Annotated in this window: 11 protein-coding genes; 3 read left to right on the forward strand and 8 right to left on the reverse strand. The window is 62.5% G+C overall.

The genetic code is table 11. The annotated features are described in order from the left end of the window. Positions 1–28 precede the first annotated feature (28 nt). Entirely contained in the window at positions 29–1,654 is a 1,626-nt protein-coding gene (locus AC1PQG_RS22185) for a hypothetical protein (RefSeq protein WP_481119906.1), read from the forward strand. Here AC1PQG_RS22185 and AC1PQG_RS22190 read toward each other — a convergent pair. The 4 genes from AC1PQG_RS22190 to AC1PQG_RS22205 all read right to left on the reverse strand — a co-directional run bounded on the left by AC1PQG_RS22190 (position 1,606) and on the right by AC1PQG_RS22205 (position 15,566). Next, the gene (locus AC1PQG_RS22190) at positions 1,606–3,579 is read right to left on the reverse strand and encodes a glycosyltransferase family 9 protein (RefSeq protein WP_481119907.1); all 1,974 of its coding nucleotides are present in this window, start codon (positions 3,577–3,579) and stop codon (positions 1,606–1,608) included. The two genes, AC1PQG_RS22185 and AC1PQG_RS22190, sit on opposite strands and share 49 nt — an antisense overlap. Positions 3,580–3,657: 78 nt before the next feature. Beyond that, positions 3,658–4,485 (reverse strand): SapC family protein, encoded by an 828-nt coding sequence (locus AC1PQG_RS22195; RefSeq protein ID WP_481119908.1) that lies wholly within the window; start codon positions 4,483–4,485, stop codon positions 3,658–3,660. Between the two features lie 131 nt (positions 4,486–4,616). After that, on the reverse strand, positions 4,617–14,219 hold the full coding sequence (locus AC1PQG_RS22200) for a DUF4214 domain-containing protein (RefSeq protein ID WP_481119909.1): 9,603 nt from the start codon (positions 14,217–14,219) through the stop codon (positions 4,617–4,619). A 339-nt stretch (positions 14,220–14,558) separates the two neighbouring features. Further along, positions 14,559–15,566, reverse strand: coding sequence for an NAD-dependent epimerase (locus AC1PQG_RS22205; protein WP_481119910.1), 1,008 nt, complete (start codon positions 15,564–15,566; stop codon positions 14,559–14,561). 185 nt (positions 15,567–15,751) lie between these two features. Between AC1PQG_RS22205 and waaA the strand changes: the two genes are divergently transcribed. Then, positions 15,752–17,029 (forward strand): lipid IV(A) 3-deoxy-D-manno-octulosonic acid transferase, encoded by a 1,278-nt coding sequence (gene waaA, locus AC1PQG_RS22210; protein ID WP_481123046.1) that lies wholly within the window; start codon positions 15,752–15,754, stop codon positions 17,027–17,029. 3 nt (positions 17,030–17,032) lie between these two features. On the opposite strand, the gene ubiA is transcribed toward waaA, so the two are convergent. From ubiA to AC1PQG_RS22230, 4 genes are all read right to left on the reverse strand, one after another. Then, the gene (ubiA, locus tag AC1PQG_RS22215; protein ID WP_481119911.1) at positions 17,033–17,914 is read right to left on the reverse strand and encodes a 4-hydroxybenzoate octaprenyltransferase; all 882 of its coding nucleotides are present in this window, start codon (positions 17,912–17,914) and stop codon (positions 17,033–17,035) included. Continuing rightward, a complete protein-coding gene (locus AC1PQG_RS22220; RefSeq protein ID WP_481119912.1) occupies positions 17,911–18,426 on the reverse strand; it encodes a chorismate--pyruvate lyase family protein in 516 nt (171 codons plus the stop codon). Before AC1PQG_RS22220 ends, ubiA begins: the two co-directional genes overlap by 4 nt. A 142-nt stretch (positions 18,427–18,568) precedes the next feature. Continuing rightward, positions 18,569–20,605: an ATP-dependent DNA helicase RecG gene (gene recG / locus AC1PQG_RS22225; RefSeq protein WP_481123047.1), complete on the reverse strand. Its 2,037-nt coding sequence runs from the start codon at positions 20,603–20,605 to the stop codon at positions 18,569–18,571. A gap of 71 nt (positions 20,606–20,676) precedes the next feature. Continuing rightward, entirely contained in the window at positions 20,677–21,057 is a 381-nt protein-coding gene (locus AC1PQG_RS22230) for a RidA family protein (RefSeq protein ID WP_481119913.1), read from the reverse strand. 241 nt (positions 21,058–21,298) lie between these two features. On the opposite strand from AC1PQG_RS22230, the gene AC1PQG_RS22235 reads away from it, so the two are divergent. Then, positions 21,299–22,525, forward strand: a complete 1,227-nt coding sequence (locus AC1PQG_RS22235; RefSeq protein ID WP_481119914.1) for a methyl-accepting chemotaxis protein — start codon at positions 21,299–21,301, stop codon at positions 22,523–22,525. Positions 22,526–22,573 lie beyond the last annotated feature (48 nt).

The following is a 22,573-nucleotide window of genomic DNA, read 5'->3' on the forward strand; positions in this document are numbered from 1 at the left end:
CTCCATCAGTGAACCTTGAAACACACCCATGACCTTATTGAATCGGACAGCCATCGCCTTGTGGGCAATAGCAGTGATCGCCCTCCTGCTGACCAGCGTCTCAAGAGGCACACTGACGGGTGACGGCCGCGAATACCTCCTCGGCGCCCATGCCTTTGCAAGCCACGCATCGCCCGATCTGCGGGCCGGGGACATTGCGTTCTTCAACACCGACATCGCCCCGACCCGCGGTGAAGCCAACCTCGATTTCTCCACCCTCGGCGAAGGGCATGCATATCCAAGCGGCGGCGCACAGTTCGATGCAAAGGGATTCGTCCGGGCCACGGGGGGGCAGGTTTACGCCTGGCACTTCTGGCTGTATTCGCTATGCGTCGCCCCCTTCCTCGCCGCAGTCACTGCAGTCGGCGGCAAGCCGGAAACAGCCTTCGTCCTTTGTAACGGAGCCTTCGTTGGATTGGCATTGGCTTACCTGTGCCGTTTCTGGCGCGGGACTGCCCTTCAAAAACAGCTTCTTGCCAGCCTGTTCCTGCTGGGAGGAACGACTTATTACGTTTGGTGGACCCACCCTGAAGTCTTTACCGCATCCCTTGTGCTGCTCGGCTTGATGGCCTTCGACGACAAACGCTACGGTCTGGCAATGGGGGCTACGGCGGCGGCGGCCACCCAGAATCCGCCCCTGCTGTTTCTCGTGCTGAGCATGGGCGCCTGGTCGATCTGGCAGTCCCAACCTGCATCCGGCAACAGTATCGAGCGGATCCGCTCGGCGATCCGTCCTATCGCCGGCACGGGGCTCGCACTCGCCCTTGCAATGCTGCCGGTCGCGTTCTACTGGCTCACCAGCCGGGTAACCAACCCCATCGCGGCCGCCGGCTGGGCCGACACCTCCATGATCAGCCTTGAGCGCCTGATCTCCTTATTCCTCGATCTGAATATGGGCATGGTCACCGCTTTACCGGCCGTGCTGCTTGTCGGCGCCCTTCTACTCGGCATCTGGGTGATCGGAATGATCACACCACACAACGGGGCGACACAGCCCCGGCGTAGTTGGGGACTGCCCCTCCTCGTCGGTGTCGGTGCCAGCATCGTCATGGCCATCCCCGCATTGGGGGCACCCAACTGGAATCACGGCCAGACAATCTTCGCCCGCTATGCCTATTGGCTCGCGATACCGATCACGTTCGGGCTGGTTATCACCATCGGCAAGTTGGGTCGGAGAAAAGCCCTCTTCCTGGCAACGTTTCTTCTGGTATGCCAAGTCGCCACGGTCTCCTACTACGGGCTCTGGGGACGGCGAGCAGCACTCAACTACGTCGCGTTCAAGCCGTTCGTCATCCCTGTCATGCTCCACCACCCGGAACTCTACAACCCACTGCCGGAGATCTTCGCCGAACGCCTGCAGGGCATCGACACCTTTCACCCAGGCAACATGGAAGGCTCCGGCGTCTACGCATTCCCCAATCCCGAGCAGCCGACCAAGATCCTCGTCCGTTCGGATGTGATTGCCGGCGAAATGGCCACCCGCAAGGCGCACTGCCCCGATATCGCCACGCATAGCGTGGAATTCGGCTGGGTCTACATCAACATCGCGCAGTCCTGCTACAACCATCAGCAGGCCAGTCGGCCTGCAACCGGTTCCGCAACCAGAATGCCGTAACGGGGTTGCTTCTCGGCCTGCGCCGCAGGCCCTATCAACAGGATGCGGACACGATAATCCAGTGCGGTAAGCCAGGATTCGAAAGCCTCGAACTCAGCCTGTTCAAGCACACCGATCAACACCACCGGCCGCAGGCGAACCAGGGTGTCCCGCGCCCCCTCGAGGACAGAGCAAAGCGCCAGCGGAGAATAGATCACCAGCAACGCACAGACAGCCAGGTTCAGGGTATCGAGCGGCCAACAAACGACGGGCTCGGGTTGCCGGCTATTTGCGAACATCAGCGGCCGATACTCATCCATCGTCCTCAGGGCCTGGATCTCACGCAGGGCAAGTCCCTCTCCCTCGGGAAAGGCGAAATGGACCTCGGCCCACCCACACCCCGCTTCGGCAAGCCTGGCGCAGAGTTGCTGGTGCAGGACACGACGCGGCTCGATCGCAATCAGGCGCCCGTGATGGCCCACAGCCTGAGCCAGACCCAGCGTCACCACGCCTTCCCCCGGCCCGAGATGCACGACCGTGTCGCCGGCCCGCAAGACCTGCGCAACCAGATCGCTGAGTACCTCGTCGAGCACACCAGCCAGCGGATCCTCCCGCCGACGCAGGGGAGACACCACCGCGGCAGCCGCCCTCACCGAACGGAAGCGGGGAGCCCAGGCCTCCGGATCTGCCGCCTTCCGTGCCATGACGCGCCGTAGCGTCTCAAGGAGAATCCCTGGCTCCAGTTCCTGCCAGGCAAGCGCATAGTCTGCGGCCATCCCATGCCACTCCGCATCCGGAACCTTGGGCCGCCCCCAACCCGCCAAAGCTGCAGCGCGGGGCAGGAGCTGTATGGCCTGAAGGGGGTAATAGGGAAAGAGCTCGGCGCCCATCGTCGTACAAATGGTCACCGCCGGCGTCGCCGTGGCATCGGCGAGATGCTGGGTATAGGTATCCACCCCAATCAAGGCATCCACCGCCGCAGTCAGGGCAGCCAGCCGACCGGGCGTGTTCACCACATCATCCAGCGCATGAATCCGCGGATGTTCCACATCAAACGACTGGACGAGCACGATCTGAGCCGTCGGCCAATCGGAGAGAATCCGGACGACAAGTCGATGCAGCGCGGGCCCCGGCATACTGCGCAGCGGCACGGACGCGCTCGGATTGATCAGAATTCGTGGCCCCGCCTCGATCTGTGCCAGACGCGCCGCGATGACCCCGCGATCCGCGTCCCGCAGGGCAAGCATGTTGCGCTTGGCCTCCGGTGCAATCGCACAGTAATCCACGCCCATCCACCACAAATACCAATCGACCATCGGCAGCTCCCCGTAACGCGGCGCCTCGATCAGATTGCTGGTATCGAACAGAGCCTGGTAGCGACCGAGTTCGGCCAGCGTGAGCCCTTGTGTATGAATGGTATCGACACCCTGCAGGCCCTGAAACTGGTAAGCCAGCTCATCGTGACCGTGCCACCCCAACAGCACATCCACCGAGAAATCGGGCAGATGTGCCTGCAGCACAGGCAGCACATAACGAAAAGCGGTGAGGCCGACGAGATTGTCACCCAGATTGGCACCGAAGCCATTGACCAGCAGAAGGCGGAAATGCTGGCGATCGGGCTGGGCAGCCCGCAACGCCAGCAACTGTCCGGCCAGGCAATCCGCCTGCACCTTTCCATTCGTGGCCAGCCCTTCTTCGGCCCCAAGACGCGGCGGAACGCCCGGCAATAAGCCCTGCATGGCGGGCGCCAGCAAACGCAATGTGTCTCCCGGGGGCGTATCCGGATAAGTCTGGCGTACCGCCTGGTGGATCAACTTCACTTCCCGCTGCGCAGCAACATACACCTCGGTAGCAGCCGGCGCACCCGGCTTTGCCGCCGCGGGCAGATACTTGCTTTGTTCCCGCGTGCGCAATTGCAGCGGACGAGTCAGATAGTAGAAATACATGGGGTTCTCCGGCAAACCCGTCCGGCTACCACGGCGGGCCGGCCATTCAAGCACCGCAATGCCGTCCAGCGACGTGGCTTACCAGTTGAATTTCAACGTATCCGACTGCGTCAAATCGAAGAGCTTCTGCGGCAGGTCAAGATCAACAGCGGGCGGCACCTTCACGTGCTTCCGGTGTTCCTGCTGCAGGCGCTGCAGTACAACAACCCTGCTCATCGAGAAAAGGTGACCATAAGCCAGACTCAAGGCATGCAGTTTATGCAGTGAGTCGAGTTGTGCGCCGTCCAGTTGCTGAAGCCGTGCCTCATCCACCCGATATAAGCCTTTCGGCAATTGTTGTTCGCTCTCTGCGGGCAATTGCCAGGGCGTCAGCAATTCCGCCTTTTCCAGCGCGGCGACTGCCTGCTGGGTCACCTCCTGGGCCACCGCTATCTGGGTCAGGAAGTCCGATATCCCCTGGATCATGGGCTGCGGCTGCCCCTCATCGTCAAAAAAACGGACCTCGCCTGCCGCCAGGCTCGGGGTTTCACGATAAAGACCACTGGCGTGATCAAAACAGAGGACAAACCGCCTCTCCGGATCGCTCTGGCCCTCCGTGCCGGAAAGCGAGACTTGCAGGCTGAACGGATAGGCCCGGAACTGATTGGGGAGATACAAGCCACCCCATCGCCCCGCCTCATTGATCATCAAATTGCGTCCATCTGCAAAGCCGGTCACCGCAACCAGCATGAAGCGCCCCCCCGGCAGTTTGGCGAAAGCAAGAGGCAGGGTTGGAACCAGGGCGCTGAGTTCGGCCAGTTGCACCGCAACTACAGGTTGATTGAGGGCAAAACGGTAGTTCTCGACACGACAGAAGCCGTGCATGCGGTGCTCATCGGAGCGCAAAGCCACAAGCGTTGTATTCATGACAGGAGATTCAACAAAGAAAAAACACCGATTACCAAAAAAGAAACCCTCGGGATCCTTGTGAGACCCGAGGGTTGTATTTTTTGACTGGACCCGACTGTATATCGGGTCCAGTCCGTTAGCACGCCTGCTTAGGCAACGATATCCGCGTGATCAAGCTTGGTGGCATCAACCCCGACCAGGCGGACAGCCATATCGGCCGTACCATCCTTGTTGGAATCGACGAACAGCACACCAACGGTATCGCCTTCCTTGATCGTGGTGCCGGAAGTGGTGTTATCCACTGCGTGAGCAGTGACCCAACCCAGGTAGTACTGGACCGTACCGGCGCCAGCCGCGAAGTTCAAATTCGCATTGATCAACGCAGTGCTGATGTCGGTAGCAGCCGCCGCTTCCTTGTAGTTGGCACTGGTACCCGCCGCCACATTCAGCTTGAGGTGATCCGTACCGCTGGTGAAGTCGGTGACGATATCAGCGCTCTGATAGAGGTCAAGCGCATCGATATACGCACTCGGACCATTCTGGAACTTCGATGCACCGGAACCATCGACAGCGCCCGTCGAGCTGAAGCTCAGCGTGTAACCGCCGTCGTTGGCGCTCTGATCAACGAAGTCAATCCCGCCGGTAATAATGTTACCAGTAGCCAGGATCTTACCAGCCGCCAGGGTGTTGAACTTGGCTGCGATGTCAAGACTCAACGCGCCCGGAGCAATCGTGTCAACCAATGCTGCCGCATAGTTCGCAACGATCGTGGTGCCATCAGCCAGCGTCGCCGTGATGTTGTAGACCTCGCCGATCGCATTGGCCGGACCCGAAATCGCAACGTGATCCTGCTGTAGAACATCTCCGGTGGCCGTATCAACGGCGTTGAACGTCAAACCAGCGGCATCAATACCGACCGGAACCAATGCGTTATTAATGTCGAACTTACCGCCAGCCGTTCCTTGCGCCGTCACCTGCCAAATACCGCCAACCTGCTCGGCCTTGGCATCCACACCCGGAATCGCATCCAGAGCGGTTGCGATCGCAGTAGTCACAGCCTGCTTGCTGGTCAGATCCACATGGGCCAAGTCGATCACTACTGCTGCAATCGTCGAATTGACCGTGTAGTTGATCGTCAGGCTCGCAGTGGTCGGAGTGCTGTTCACCCCATCGGTGTTGATGGTGATGGTTTCCTGATCCACCGCAGCAACCGGAGCCGGAGCCGCAGCCGTCGACAACGTGGCCGGCGTGGAGGTATGGACGTCGAACACGAACGTATCCGCACCACCGCTACCAGTCAGAGTATCGAAACCGCCGAGATAGCCCTTGTTACCGCCGTTGATGACGTCAGCCTGAGCGCTGCCGATCAAGGTGCTGGGGGCAAGGCCGGTACCAAGCACGGTGAAGCCGTTGGAACCCGTGGCGTGGCTCACATCGACAGCCGTCCCCGTGATGGTCGCGGTGCCGTTATTCGACGTGGCGGCAGTGGCAATGAAGGGGCCACTGGCGGTGACGTTAGCCGTTGCACCGGAAGACACAACCAGCACATCACCGGTCTGGACGCCAACAACAGCATCCGTACCCGACGTCACGTTGATGGTGTTCTTGTGATCGGTACCGGAGACATCGATCGTGTCGTTGCCGCCATTACCGGAGATCACGTTGGCACCATTGGCCGTGGTGGTGATCAGATCATCGCTCGGCGAGCCGACGATGGTCTGGGGCAGGAATGCAGGATCAGCAGCAGTCAGCTTGGAGCCGGCCAGCGCGGTCAGATCGACCTTGTTGTCCGCATCCGCACCCACCGCCGGAGCCGCGACCAGGGTCACGCCGGAGATATCCACCGATGCCGTGTGGAGGTTGGCACCCAGGGTGAGGTTGGACGCATCGCCCGTCAGCTTCAGCGTACCGGCACCGTAGATCTGCACACCAGCCACATCAAGGACATGTGCCTGAGCGGCCGTCAGGGTCAGGGTTGCACCGGCGAGAACCGTGATGCTGGTGGTACCCGCAACCTTCAGACCTTCCGTGACGGAAGCAGTCGAAGCATCGTCGATCAGCTGGCTCAGATCCACCGCCCCGTCGATGATCAACGGCACGTTGATCAGGTCAAGGGTGGAGTACTGCTGCAGGCTGGCCGTGGAGGTCAGCGTCAGGGAGCTGCCAACCGCTGCGCTGGAGTAGTCGAACACCCACTCGCTATGCGCGTTCAGCGTCGGAGTCAGGCCGTTTGCTGCACCAACCTTGGCCTTCGTTATGACGCCACTACCCGCGGTCAGCTTGAAGGCCTCCTCACCGGCATCGGTGGTGACACCATTATGGTTGCGGTCATCGTTGGTGCTGTCGATTTGAGCCAGGGTGCCCAGATCCACAGTACTGACGGTACCAGGGTCGCCAACAATACCCGTCGTGATGAAGCTCACTTCTTGGCCCGCAACACCGGCGTTGATGACGGCACCAGTCGTGGCGTCCACCTTGCCCAGCGTAACGCTCGAACCACCAGCGGCAACGCCAACAACCAGCGTTTCCACAGCAGTACCCAACTGAACGGCCGGGCTGGCACCCGTCACGGTCAGATCAGCAGTACCCGCATTGATGACCCCCACGGTGGTCAGGTCGGTATCGGTCGCATCCACCGACTTGACCGTCACGTCCTTGCTACCTTGCACCACCAAACCGGCAATCGAGTTCTTCGTCGGGTTGGTCGTCGTGTTCGTCGTTTCGTTGAACTTGACGGTACCCGTATCCAGCTCCACACCGGTCGCGTTGAGCACGACGCTGGTCAGCTCGCCACGGCTCGCACCGCTGGAGATGTCACCCACCACGTTGTGCGCGGTCGGGTAGCTATTCTTCAGCGGATCGAAACCTTGCGGCAGCAAGTAAGTATCGGTCAACTCCGTAGCCAGCTTGGAGTTGATGGTCAGCGTGCCGAAGCTGTTGTTGTTGGCGATATTCGCCGCAACGATGTCATCCACGGAGATGGCACCCAGCGTCACTGCACCGCCCAGATCCAGGGTCAGGTTCTTCACGCCCACCAGCTTGTCGGCGTTGTTGAAGACCAGGCCAGCCGGCAGCGAAGTGAAGGCATCGACTTCCACCGTACGATTCACGTTCACGTTGGTCGTGAAGGTGCTCAGATCGGCGGTGTTGGCAACACGGATGATCGTGGTGCTGTTCAGGTTGATGATGCCCTCGGTCGGGTTGGCTTGAACCGCGCTCGGACTGGAGAAGATGTCCTCGACGTTCTTGCCATTGACCAGTGCGTCATTCACCCACACACGGCCCAGCGACGCAGCGTAGCCGCTGGTGTCGATCTTGCCGTTGGCGGTGTTGATGGTGTTGAAGTTCCACACCACGTTGGTGTCGCGCTCGAGAGAGCCATCACCCGCGCCAGTCCAAGGAGTACCGGCATCGCTATCTGCACCGACGACGATGATCTTGCGCTGGGCCTGCGTCGCCGTAGCGAAGCGGATGGTCTGGCCAGCCATCTCATTGTCAGTACCCACGAGGGAGTCGACGTCGTTCAGGGTCACCGAGAAGGCGCCCAGATCGGTTGCTGCCGCGAGAGTCACATCCGCCTGGTGAGCGTAGGTGGGGTTCGCAGCTTCCTTCAGCGTGACCGTACCCGCGATGTGGGAATCGATGCCGCTGAGATCGGTGGCAGCCGTATCCAGGTTGATGATATTGACGGACGGCACCTTGGTTGAGTCGTAGCCGGCAGCGTTCTTGTCGAGAACGATGCTCGGATCGGCAACGATGTGCAGACCGTTGGCTTCGGCAGCCGTCAGGACCAGGTGAACACCCGCCGCCAGCACGATGGACTTCGCACCGGTGATGGAAACGCTGTCCAGCGCGGTCAGATCAACCGTGGAGCTAGGCAGAGGACCATCGATGTAGAGGGTCGCATTGGCACCGAGCGCGATATTCAGCGCACCGCCCTGGAAGTTCAGCGGAATCGCCGCAGTGGAGGAACCGAGGTGCAGTTCGCTACCCGCCGCAGCCTTGGTCAGGTCGAAGCTCCAGCCGGTATCGGTGGTCTCGATCTTGTCCAGGACGTCGTTGGTCAGCGTCAGCTTGGTAACGCCGGTACCGGAGATGAAGGCGAAGTTCTCGGAATCGATATCCGTGATCTGGCCCAGGTTCAGGTTACCGGACAGGGCCGAAGCGTCGATCTTGGACAGATTGTCGGCTTCGAGACCGAACTGCGGCGTGGCGGTGTCGGTATCACCCAGCACAACATTACCGGTGCCGGAGAACACCAGTTTGTCAAAGTGATTGGTCACCGGACCCGCTCCGAACGGACCATTGGTCTCGCCCAGAATGGCGGCGGAACCACCCGTCACCGTCAGCGTACCCGTGCTGGTGGTGTTGATGGCCAGCGTGCTGACTTCGGTATCCGTCACGTCCAAGTGCTGAATCGTCACATCGGCGGAGCCAGTGACATTCAGGGTGGCGGTGGCTTGGTAGTCATCGTTACCGGTGACCGCATCGTCGCCGACAACCGACGAGAACTTGATGCTGCCGCCAACTTGCAGCGCCTGGGTGGCGTTGATGGTGACGTTCAGCAGGTTGTTATCGACAGTACCCAGACCAGCGAACGGATCGATGTCACCCGCGATGATGTTGGTGGTCTTGCCGGACAGGATGTTGGCAGCCGTACCGGACGAGTTGATCGTCAGGCTCTTCAGGTGGGTGTGCAGCAGCGGGTCCTTGGACACGGAAGCAATGCCCAGATCACCGCTAACGTCGGCACCGCCCAGCAGATTGACCGTCAGATTCTGCACTTCGACGTTGTTTTCGGTCTTGAAGACATCCAGGCCGCCCGGCACGGTGGTACCCGCCGTGACATTGACCGTCTGGTCGACTTCGAGGACGTTGCCTTCGCCGTTGGTGACCGTCTTGATCACACGTGCCGGCAGGCCTGCGAAGATCCCGTCGATGTTGGAACCACCCACCAGCGTGTTCAGCACTTGCAGGCTGTCCACATCGAAGCCGGAGGCATCGATGCTGGTGGTCAGGCCCAGAGTCGCATCGTGGATCACCACGGTGCTGCTGGTGCCGCCGACGATCTTCACACCGCTGGCGTCTTCGACGTGCGGCAGGCCGAGGGTCAGGTTGTCACCGACGTTGATGGTGTCCACACCGGTCAGGTTGGTCAGAACCTTGGCAACCGGGACGGTCTGGTCGAGCGGGAAGTTGACATCTTCAGCCAGGGTCAGGCTGAGGTTGATCTGGCTAGCGATAAGGCTGGTGTCGAAGCCCTTGGCCACATCCGCCTGGGTCAGGTCGGTGATGTTGACCGTAGCCTTCTGGCCGCCGTCAACCGTGATGAGAGAGAGCGCGAGGGGGTTGCTCTTCACCAGTTCCTGATACTGGGCTGCAGTCAGGTTCAGCACCTGATCCTTGTGCAGAACCAGACCATCCACACCGGTCAGATCGGTAGCGGGATCCAGGGTCACGACAGCGTCGGTCGCCAGGGTCACGGTGCCGAGGTTAACACCGGTGGTCAGGTTGGTCACAGAGAACGGCTGGTTGCTCAGACCAACGAGGTTCAGCGTGCCAGCCGGGTGGGGGAGATCAAAGGTTCCCTCGACGACGGTGATATTGGCAGCGCCGATGGCCGCGAACTCGGTGAAGTTCAGGGAGAGATCAGCACCATTCGCCAGAACCACGTGGGTGACGTTGGCCAGCGTAGCGTTGTCGAGTTCGACATGGTCGGAAACCTTCAGCGTAGCGCCCAGCGGGCCGCCGTCGATGGAGGTTTGGGTACCGGCAACGACCTCGTCCAGCGTCAGCACCGTGCCACCCGCGCCGCCCACGAAGGTGAAGTCGACGGGGTGAGCAACCTCGGAATGGTCGATGGTCGCGGTGAAGACACCGGTCACGGCAGAAGCGTCGATCTTGTTCAGCGAATCGGGCAGTTCTGCAGTCACGGTGACGTCTTCGGTCGCGGTGACGGTCAAGGTCTTCAGGGTCGGCGTGACGGCCACATCAGCGATGGATGCGATCACGGCGTCGCCGTCGGTCACATTGACCGTTGCGGAGACAGCGTTCAGCAGCTTGATGCCATCGATCGCAAACTTGCGCTCGCCACCCGTGGAGGTCGTGCCCAGGGCCACGCCACCATTGTTGATGTCGATGATTGCCGGCGCACCTGCGTTGAAGTAATCAACTTCAACGGTACCGATGTTGGACGTATCCGGGTTGCCGTTGGCCTTGATTTCATCGCTCCAGTTGGCGAGATGATCGCCTTCCAGCAGGATGTGCGGAGCAACGACGCCCCAAGGCACACCGGTGATCTTCAGGGTGTTGCCGACGTTCCCTTGCAGACCGATGGTGGTGACGTCCTTGGTCAGGTCGCACAGGTTGACGATGACGGTGCTGCCAGAATCCTTGGCACCATCCTGGTTGGTGTCGATCGAGGTGACGACGTACTCGGCCACACCGCTGGTGTTCAGACCCTTGCCAACGCCCGGAGCGCCGACGTCGGCGTTGAGCTTGACATCGATGCGGGTGCCGGTGTTGTTACCGACGATCTGCTTGACGTCCTGGAAGTGATCCAGGGTCAGGCCGGTCAGGGTGCCGGTCAGCGCGGAGAAATCGACCTTGAAACCATCGCTTTCGGGCGAGAGGTCACCGGTAGCAACGATGGTCGTACCGTTCGGCGTGGTTTGAGTCACACCGTTGATGGTTTGACCAAAGACGTTATCCGCACCCTTGAGCGCGGCTTCGCCGCCCAGATCCACAACCTTGTTGAAGGTGAGGTTCTGGCCGCCAACGATCTTCAGGGTCTGGGCTTCGCTGATGACAGCAGAGCCGACGACCGGGGTCCCGTCGGAGTCGATGGTCAGGGTGTCCGTCGAGGTGGCGGGAGCCGGACGCTCGTAACCATCGGCGGTACGCACGATCGTGACATTGACGCCGAGGTTGTCGAGCGAACCGCCCGCAACCGTGCCGCCGGTAATCACTTGGTAGCTGTCACCGCTGCTGAACGGATCGAAATTCTCGCCCGCGCTGGTGATCACGACCTTGCCATTCAGGCCGTCGTCGGCATGGATGCCATTGACAGCCACGTACTTGGACAGCTCTTCAGCCGACAGGGTCAGCGTGGCGCCGTTGTGCAGTTCGAAGCTCAGACGCACGTTGGTGCTGAGCTTGGTCAGGTCGACCAGACTGCTCAGCGTGGTGTCGCTGCTCACAACGATGTGCAGGTCTTCGGTCGCACCGAAGGCGGCGTGGTACACGTTGAACGCAGCAGCACCGATGCTGGAGAACTGGGCAGCAGTGATGGTCAGTTCTTGCTTCAGCGTCACGTTGGTGATGCCGGTCAGCGTCGCCTGAGTCAGGTTGCTGTTGTTCTCGACGAACAGGGAGATGTTCGAACCCGTGATGCTGGAACCTTCCAGCGCGGTGATGCCGAATTGAGCACCGGTATCAACGCCGAACGGATCGCGGCCGAGGACGATGGTGTTGTTGCCGCCACCGACATCGATGTTCAGCAGCGCGCCCGGTTGGGTAACGCCGTTGATGACCACCGGGTAGTTATCGGTGTCGGTGTTGTCACCTTGCGGGAACACGGTGTCCATGCCGGAGAGCACGAGCTTGTCGTTGCCGGCACCGGTGGTGATGTTGATGGTGTTGGCGCTGGCTTCGATCTTGTTGGCGCCGTCACCCGCATTGATGGTCACCACATCGTTACGGACCGCGGTGATGACGTCATTGCCGCTGCCGGTGGTGATGGAGACACTCGCCGTACCGAAGTGGCTGCTATTGACGTCTTGGCTGGCGTCGATGACGTTGTTGCCACCCTGCGCATCGATCACGACGGTCTGGCCGTTCTTCGCAGAGATGGTGTCAGCACCGGTACCCGCGGTGATGCTGACGGTTTGGCTACCATCGGTCGTGATGGTGTTGTCGCCATTACCGGCGGCGATGACAACCTTGGTGCTGTTACGGGCGATGATTTCGTCATCAGCCTGGGTACCAGTGACCTTCAGGTTGTAGTGGCCGTCGAGTTCGATGTCCAGACCGCCGGTGTTGGCGCTGGCATCGATGATGGCGGGGCGGCCAGCATTGAAGCTCGAGGCGATATTGCCAGCAGCACCGAAAACGCCCGTACCGGTCACGATCATGCGGCTGATGTTGCCACCCGCGAAGAAGTGGTTCAGGTAGTTTTCGACGCCTTGGGAGTCGATGTTCAACACCGAGGCGTTTTGCAGCAGGTTGATGGTGCCATCAACAGTGCCGACAGCCAGCTCGAGGTTGAGCGTACCGGTCTGGCCTTGACCGTATTGCACGGTCAGGTCGTTGTCACCACCAGCAAAACCACCTTCCAGGCGCAGGGTGGCCGCATTGCGGACACCAACGATGGTCAGGTTGCCGCTGTTGGCGCTCTCGTCCGTCACGACCAGACGCTTGATCGCGGTGGCGCGGCTCAGGTCGAGCCAGCTGTCGTTGTTGGTCGGATCCAGCTGGTTGGTCAGATCCGGGTAGTGGTCGACGCCGCTCGCGTCGGTGTAGAAGTTCGGCAGATCGTTAACGCGGACTTCCTGGATGTTCAGGAGTTGCAGCGGTTGTGCGTACTGGCCCTTGGCATCGACTTCAAGGATGTTGTAGCCAGCGCCGCCATCAATGTACGCGCCGTGCAGCAGATCCAGACGGCCCGCAACGATGGTGTCATCGCCAGCGGTGGTGAAGCCTTGCTCCACGGTGCCGCCGTTGTTGACGGAGCCGGTCAGCTTGATCGCCGGAGCGCTTTCGCCGCTGGAACCCGAGGAAATGACCTTCTCGAAAAGACGAGTATTGCCATTCTTGTCGAACAGCAGGCCATTCAGGAAATCGAAGTACTCGGTACCAAGCTTGGCTTCGGTGGTCAGCGTCGTGCCATCGGCGTAGGTGATGGTCAGCTGGTTGGAACCACCGTTATTGGCGTTTTGACCGCCGGTGGAGCTCAGGGGGTTGCTCAACGTCAGGTTGGTGACGTTCTGGAACGGATTACCGGTATTCGGATCGATAACACCCAGTTCGGCGAAGGTCAGGCCGGTGATGCTGGTCAGGAACTTGAGCAGATCGGCAACCGGGATACCGCCATCAGCCGGAGCACCAGTGGCGCTGGTGTTGTCGTGGGGGTTGTAGCCCCAGTAAATGGCCGTGGTCGGGGGAACATATGCGACATCGACGTTCTTCAGCGTGAAGACATGCTCGACCGAGCCATTGACGATTTGCTGAATGGCGTTATCGACACCGTAGAAGGTCGCGGGATTCGTGGTCGAAACCACCGAAGCGAGCAGGTCGCGGGCGGTTTGAGCAGCGGCATCGCCGGCGTAGGCAGCGACTTCAACAGGAGTATCAAGGGCTGCAGCAAAAGCCTGAGCAACCGCCACCTTGTTGTTGATAGCGGTTTGGTCGTCATTCCGGGCGCCGTTCAGAACAGCAAGGGCGATCGAGCCAGCGGTGAAATCACCTTTCGCGAAGCCATCCACGTAGAACTGCTTACCAGCAGCATCCGGAGCCCGATTAAAAAGCGCTTGGTAAATGCTGTCAATGACACTGCCAATGGTGGTGTTATTGATCGGCCCATAGAGAGCCGTGGTTTCAGCGGACGTTGCGAAGCTATTGATGATCGAAGCAACGTTCCCGTGTGCAGCATCCAATTGCTGCGCCCAGTAGGTCAGACCTGCAGGATCAGCGGGCCGCTGATAAAATGCAATATAAATCTTTTGAACAGTACTGATGTAATCAGCGACAGCCATGAAATTCTCCTCAATTAGTGAATCCGCTGCAAAGATACAACCCTCAACCATCTTCAGTATCAGGGTTGGACGCAAGGTATCCGTGCCCCAACCTGTGTGTCAAGCTACTCCAGGAAGCAAAACACACGGAAGCCGACGTGTTGCACAAACACAACATCCCTCGTGATTATCACACACAACTAGAACTTGGGGAAACGAAGCATCATTTTTTTATATCCCAATAGGGCAGGGAATAAAGCTGCACTTTTTTGGTAATTTGGCACATATAGATCCTATTGCCGCGAGGTAAGTCGAGCCCCTCCAACTCGGGGGTCGATATGCACCGACGCCCGCCTGCAGTTAAAGACCGAAATAAGACCGGTACCACTCCACGAAGCGGCCGACGCCCTGCGCCACCGGCGTTGCCGGCACGAAACCGGTCCAGGCGTTGAGTTCGTCCGTATTGGCGTAGGTCGCCGGTACGTCGCCGTCCTGCAGCGGCAGGAAGTTCTTCTCAGCCTTCACGCCGACGGCAGCTTCGATCGCTTCGATAAATGCCATCAGTTCTACCGGATCGTTGTTACCGATATTAAAGACCCGGTAAGGCACGTTGCTACGGCCCGGGTCGGGCTGGTCGGCGTTATAGGCCGGGTCGGCAGCAGCGGTGTGGTCGAGGGTCTTGATGACGCCCTGCACGATGTCGTCGATGTAGGTGAAGTCGCGCTTCATCTTGCCGTGGTTGAACACGTCGATGGCGCGGCCTTCGAGGATGGCCTTGGTGAACAGGAACAGGGCCATGTCGGGCCGGCCCCACGGGCCATACACCGTGAAGAAGCGCAGCCCGGTGGTGGGCAGGCCGTACAGATGGCTGTAGGTGTGGGCCATCAATTCGTTGGCCTTCTTGGTGGCGGCGTAGATGCTGACCGGGTGATCCACACTGTCATGCTCGGAGAATGGCATCTTGGTGTTGCCGCCATACACACTGGAACTGCTGGCATACACCAGATGCTGCACCTTGTTATGGCGACAGCCTTCGAGGATATTCATGAAGCCGACCAGGTTGCTCTCCACGTAGGCGTGGGGATTGACCAGCGAGTAGCGCACGCCGGCCTGGGCCGCCAGATGGATGACGCGGTCGAATTTCTCTTCGGCGAACAGCTTCTCCATGCCTTCCCGGTCGGCCACGTCCATCTTCACGAAACGGAAGTTCTCGTGGGGCGTGAGGCGGGCCAAGCGGTCGTGCTTGAGTTGGACGTCGTAGTAGTCGTTGAGGTTGTCGATGCCGACGACCTGATCGCCACGGCCCAGCAAAACCTGGGAGGTATGCATGCCGATGAAACCTGCGGCACCGGTTACGAGGATTTTCATGGTTGCGGAAACGCCTGGGTAGTTGAAAGCGGGTTCGGCCTGCGCAGAAAAAACGACGCGCGAATAAACCGGCCAAGAGACTGGCATTTTCGCACGGCCCAATGACAGGGTAAATCGGCGCTCGGCCCTATCCGTGCTTTCCGCTACGACTTTATACTGCCGCCTCCGCACCACCCTTGCGCCCCTTGATCCCTCGCTTCCTGTACACCGCCGCCTGGTACCTGGCCGCACCGCTGATCGTGCTGCGCCTGGCCTGGCGTGCACGCCGCCAACCCGAGTACCTGCATCACCTGGGCGAGCGCATCGGCAGCTACCGCACGCGCACCGCCGGGCCTCTGATCTGGCTGCACGCGGTGTCGGTCGGCGAGACCCGAGCCTGCGCGCCTTTGCTGCGCGCCCTGCTCGACGCCTACCCGGAACACGGTGTGCTGCTGACCCACATGACGCCCACCGGCCGTGCCACCGCCACCGAGCTGTTTGGCGAACTTGCGCCGCGGGTGCAGAGCGTATACCTGCCCTATGACTTCCCGTGGGCGGTACGGCGTTTCCTGCGCCGCTACCACCCGGACGTCGGCATCCTGATGGAAACCGAACTGTGGCCCAACCTGGTGGAAGCCTGCCGGCGCAGCGGCACGCCGCTGGCGATGGTCAACGCGCGCCTGTCGGAACGCTCCGCCCGCGGCTACCGGCGCATCGGCCGGCTGGCCAGCGACGCCTTCGCCCACCTCACCAGGGTGGGCGCCCAGAGCGAGGGCGACCGCCGCCGGCTGGCCGAGCTCGGCGCCGCCACCGCGGCGGTCACCGGCAACATCAAGTTCGACATCGAGGCCCCGGCGGCCCTGCTGGAACTGGGCCAGCGCTTCCGCGCCGGCTTCGGCCAGCGCCGCGTGCTGCTCGCCGCCAGCACCCGCGACGGCGAGGAAGGCCCGCTGCTGGAAGCCTTCGCGCGGCTGACACCGCCGGACGCATTGCTGGTGATCGTACCCCGCCATCCGCAACGCTTCGACGAGGTGGCCCGCCTGATCAAACGCAGCGGCCTCACGATGCAGCGCCGCTCGGAAGACACGCCGCTGGCCGCCGACACCCGCGTGTGGCTCGGCGATTCGATGGGCGAGATGTATGCGTATTACGCCGCCGCCGACGTGGCGCTGATCGGCGGTTCGTGGGAAAAGCTTGGCGGGCAGAACCCCATCGAAGCCAGTGTTGTCGGCTGCCCCGTGATCGTCGGCCCGCACACCTTCAACTTCACGGCGGTCTGCGAGCAGGCCATCGAGGCCGGTGCCGCGCTGCGCGCGACTGACATCGAAGCCGGTCTACGGGATGCCGTCGAACTCCTCGACGACGCGCCGCGCCGTCAGGCCATCGGCGAGGCCGGGCGCGCCTTTGCCCGCGCCCACCGGGGCGCCACCGCACGCACGGTGGAGTTGCTGGCGCCCCTCATCGCGGCACGCCAGCGCCACTGAGGCTTACTGAACGGACGCCAACAGGTAGTCCAGCACCCAACCGGCGAAGATCGCTCCACCGACCCAGTTGTTGTGCAGAAAGGCCTTGAAGCACTTTGGCCGGTCACGTTCGCAGATCAGCGTGTAGTGATAGACCATGATGCCCGCGGCCACCGCCAGCCCGGCCAGGAACACCGCGCCGCGGCCGGTGTGCAGGCCAGCCCAGCCGATCAGCGCCAGCGTCACCGCATAGCAGGTCATCACGGCGGCCACATCGTAGCGGCCGAAAGTGATCGCCGAGGTCTTGATGCCGATCTTCAAGTCGTCCGGACGGTCCACCATCGCGTACTCGGTATCGTAGGCCACCGCCCAGAACACATTGGCCACCAGCATCACCCAGGCCACAGCCGGCACATCGCCCTGCAACGCAGCAAAACCCATCGGGATGCCAAAGCCGAAGGCGATACCCAGGTAAGCCTGCGGAATCGCCAGAAAACGCTTGGTGTAGGGGTAGCTTCCAGCCAGGAACACCGCCGGCACGCTGAGCGCGATGGTCAGCCCGTTGAGTGGCAGGATCAGCAACAGGGACACCAGCGCCAGCCCGGCAGCCAGCAGCAGGGCCTCCTTCGGCGTCACCCGCCGTGCCGCGAGGGGGCGATTGCGGGTGCGTTCCACATGACCGTCGAAGTCCTTGTCGGCGTAGTCGTTGATCACGCAGCCAGCCGAGCGCATCAAGAAGGTACCGACCACGAAGATCGCCACCACCAGCAGCGACGGCCGCCCCTCCCCGGCCACCCACAGGGCCCACAAGGTCGGCCACAGCAGCAACAAGGTGCCGATGGGCTTGTCGATGCGCATCAGCTTGCCGTATTCGGACATCCGTTCGGAAAAGGTCAGACTCATCATGGTGCCAGGCTCCCGATCGCGGGCAAGAAAACTTCAGTGATCAACAGCGGCGAGCCGCTGCGGTGAAAAGCCGAGCGGCGTGCCCACAGCGGCGGCAGATCCGGCCGGCCGGTGGCTTGCCGTGCATCGTGCCAGCGCGGATCGCGGGCATCCAGGCGGGCTGCCTCCAGCGGCGAACGACGCACCCGCGGGTCGTCGAACAGCACCGCCGCCAGCGGCCGCCCGCCCAGCTGGCGCAGCAGATGCCAGGCAGCCGGAATCGACGTGCCGGCTACCAGCGAGCGGGCAAACACCACCGGCGCCCCATCGGCCAGCAGCAGGACTTCCCGCTGCCACAGGTCGCCGTGGCGATATACGCCGAGCGCCGCCATCTCGTCCGGCAGCACGACCCCCTTGCCCTGGCTCACTACCTTGAGTGAAAACCGCCCGCAACGGGCACGGATACGGGCCGTCAGCGAGCTATCGTCGGTCAGCCAGCCGCGCATACCGCGCGGCGCACGCCAGGCCGCCATACGAAAAGGGTCGCGACCCGGGAAATGGGCGAGGGTCATCGGAAAGCAGGGATACGAAGGAAAGCGGCCGTATTGTAGTGGCCGATCCCCGTGGGGGCTATTGCCATTAACCCCGGCAACCGCACAAACGGGCAGCCCGCCCTCACGCCTTCAACAGCGCCGCCCGGCCACCGAACCAGCGGGCAGTGACGGCGTCGGCGACGCGCGGGGCGTCGCGCAGGATCTCCTCGGCCAGCTCGCGGGCGATATCCACCAGCACCGCGTCCTCTTCCAGGTCGGCGTAGCGCAACAAGGGCACACCGCTCTGGCGGGCGCCGATGAACTCACCGGGGCCGCGGATGCGCAGGTCCTCGCGGGCGATCACGAAGCCGTCGGTGTTCTCGTAGATCGCCTTCAGGCGCTCGCGGCCGGTCTGCGACAGGGGTTGGGCGAACATCAGGATGCACACCGATTCATGCACACCGCGGCCGACCCGCCCGCGCAGCTGGTGCAACTGGGCGAGGCCGAAGCGCTCGGCGTGCTCGATGACCATCAGGCTGGCGTTGGGCACATCGACGCCGACCTCGATGACCGTCGTCGCCACCAGCACCTTGATGTCGCCGGCCACGAAGGCGGCCATCGTCGCCGACTTCTCGTCATTCTTCAGCCGTCCATGGACCAGCCCCACCGGCAGGTCGGGCAATGCCTCCGACAGCATTTCGTAGGTCTCCTGGGCGGTCTTCAGCTGCAGCGCCTCGGACTCCTCGATCAGCGGGCACACCCAGTAGGCCTGGCGGCCGGCCACGCAGGCCTGGCGGACCCGCGCGATCACCTCGTCGCGGCGCTCGTCCTTGATCAGCTTGGTGATGATCGGCGTACGCCCGGGCGGCAGCTCGTCCAGCACCGACACGTCGAGGTCGGCGTAGTAGCTCATCGCCAGCGTGCGCGGGATCGGCGTCGCCGACATCATCAGCATGTGCGGCGATTCGCCAGCCTGACCCTTCTCGCGCAGGGCCAGGCGCTGGCGCACGCCGAAGCGGTGCTGCTCGTCCACCACCGCCAGCGCCAGTAGCGGCAGGGCCACCGGGTCTTCGATCAGCGCGTGGGTACCGACGGCGAGCAGGATCTCGCCGCTGGCGAGGCGGGCCATCGTCGCCTCGCGCTCCTTCTTCTTGCGGCTGCCGGACAACCACGCCACCTCGATGCCCAACGGCGCCAGCCAGGCGGCAAGCTTGCGGAAATGCTGCTCGGCGAGGATCTCGGTCGGCGCCATCAGCACCGCCTGGCGGCCGTTCTCGGCGGCCTGCAGCATGGCCAGCGCGGCGACGCAAGTCTTGCCGGAGCCCACGTCGCCCTGCAGCAAACGCTGCATCGGGTGGTCGGAAGCCAGGTCGCGGGCGATCTCGGCAAAGGCGCGAGTCTGGGCGCCGGTCAACGCGAAAGGCAGCTGCCCCAGCAGGTCGCGGGTCAGGGTGTCGAGCAGCGGCAGGCTGGGTGCGTTCTTGGCGCGCCGGGCGGCGTAGGCGCGGCGCAGGGAGATCTGCTGGGCCAGCAGCTCGTCCAGCTTGACGCGCTGCCAGGCCGGGTGACCGCGGTCCTCGATGTCGAGGATCGACACCGACGGTGGCGGCGCGTGTAGCAGGCGCAGCGCATCCGGCAGGGACGGCAGATTGAGGCGGCGGCGCAGCTCATCCGGCAGCTCGTCGCGGATGCCGTTGTGGCGCAGCGCCCCGCCGATCAGCTTGCGCAGCGCCGACTGGGCCAGCCCGGCGGTGGTCGGATAGACCGGCGTCAGGCTCTCCGGCAGCGGCTCGCCGGCAGCCACCGGCTTGATGCGCGGGTGGATCATCTCGGCGCCGAAGAAGCCGTCGCGCAGCTCGCCGAAGATGCGCAGGCGGGCGCCGGCCGCCAGCTGCTTCTGCTGGCTCGGGTAGAAATGCACGAAGCGCAGCATCACCTCGCCGCTGGCGTCGGTCGCGTGCGCCACCAGCTGGCGGCGCGGCGGCGGCGTGACCTCGCAGGAGCGCACCTCCACCTCGCACTGCACCGGCACGCCAGGGCGCGCATCGGCCAGCATGGTCAGGCGGGTTTCGTCCTCGTAGCGCAGCGGCAGGTGGAAGATCAGGTCGGCCGGCGAAAAGATGTCGATCTTCGCCAGCCGTTCGGCCAGTTGCGGGCCGACGCCCGGCCAGCCGCGCACCGCCGGCTTCTTCGCCGGAGCGGCAGAAGGCGGCGGCGTGGCGGCGGCGGACTCCACGGGCAAGCTCAGGCTCAGCCGAGCACCAGCACCGCGTCGGCCTCGACGACCGCACCGCGGGGCAGTTCCTTCACGCCGACGGCGGCACGGGCCGGATAGGGCTCGCTGAAGTAGCGGGCCATGACCTCATTCACCTTGGCGAAGTTGGCCAGGTCGGTCAGGTAGATGTTCAGCTTGACCGCGTCGGCCAGGGAACCGCCGGCCGCTTCGGCCACCGCCTTGAGGTTCTCGAAAACGCGCACGGTTTGCGCTTCGAAGCCGTCCACCAGCTGCATGGAAACCGGGTCGAGGCCGATCTGGCCAGACATATAGACGGTATTACCGGCCTTCACAGCCTGGGAATAGGTGCCGATGGCCGCGGGGGCGTTGGGAGTGGCGATGATCTGCTTGGACATGGGGGTGCTCCGAAAAAGTGCCGACAAGCCGGCGAAAAGTCACACGGAGCGGAGTTTACCCTGCCGAAGCGCCACACATGCCTCCAGGCAATGAAGGACACCAAAACATCCCGACGCGAGCTATAACAAACAAAGATCTGGCAAAAGGTAAAAATTTGAGCCAGATCTATGCCTTACGTCATAGTCGGCCTTAAAGTCGCCATCCCACGCACACTGTCCGCATGCCACGCCGGCTTATCCCATGCACGCATCCGCTCTCCGCGCCGACGATATCGCCACCTTCTCGGGTATCGCCCTGTCCGTCGCCAGCATGGCCTCGGTCGCACTGGGCGGTCCATCGGAGCTCAACTATGCGCTGGGTTGCGGCACCATCGTCGCGCTGATCGCGGCCACGATGATCAGCCACAGTGCCCGCGCCCGTGCCCGCGCCGGCAAACTCGCGCAGAACAAACTGATCGATGACAGCGTGCGCGAATACGATGCGCTATGTGCCCGCATTGCCGGCAACAGCGAAACCCAGTACCTGCGCCTGCGGGAATCCCTCGAACAGATGCAGGACGTGTTCGGCAGCGCGGTCGGCGACCTGCACCGCAGCCTGACCGGCGACGGCAAGAACCAGCAGGATTCCCTGCGCAACCTGGCCGATGAGCTGGTCGCCCTCGCCGCCACCCAGGACGAAGCCACCCGCGACGGCGGCATCGAGCGCTTCAGTACCGAGACGCAGGCCGCCATCGGCAGCTTCGTCACCACGGTCCAACAGTTGCAGGCCAGCGGCGCCGACATCGCCCGCCGCTTTGCAGACATGCGCGCCAAGGTGGATGCGGTCACCCGCCTGATGACCGAGGTCAACCAGATCAACAGCCAGACCGAGCTGCTGGCCCTCAATGCGGCTATCGAGGCCGCCCGCGCCGGGGAAGCCGGACGCGGCTTCGCGGTGGTCGCCGACGAAGTGCGCAAGCTGGCCCAACGCACCGAGAACTTCAGCGACCAGATTGACGGCTTGCTGCGGGAAATCCACACCGCGATCGACGATGTGGGAGCCGCGGTGGATGTCACAGCCTCCACCGACATCAGCCATGCGGAAAGCTCCCAGGCCAACGTGGCCGCGCTGGGCGCCGAAATGCGCGAACTCACCGCCCGCGCCGCCGAGCAGTCGCGCCGCATCAACGAGGTGTCCGAGGCGATCCACCGGCTGGTCATGCAGGGCGTGCTGTCGATGCAGTTCGAGGACATCGTCAGCCAGGTACTCGACAAGCTGCGCCAGCACACCGACTTCATGAGCCGCTACGCCCACGGCTTCTTCGATGCCCATCGGGACGTGGAGGAACGGAACGGCGTGGCACGCATCCAGCGCCGCAACACCACCCTCAATCTGCTGCTCGAAGACTCGACCCGTTCGGAGCAGGAGATCCGCTTCGACGCGCTCCGCCAGACCGCCGTCAGCGCCGGCGACGTGGATCTGTTCTGACGAAGCGCCGCCCGCGGAGCAGGAGACAAACTTTCACCCTCTTTCTAT

It is taken from the genome of Zoogloea sp. GDB6, assembly GCF_056724105.1.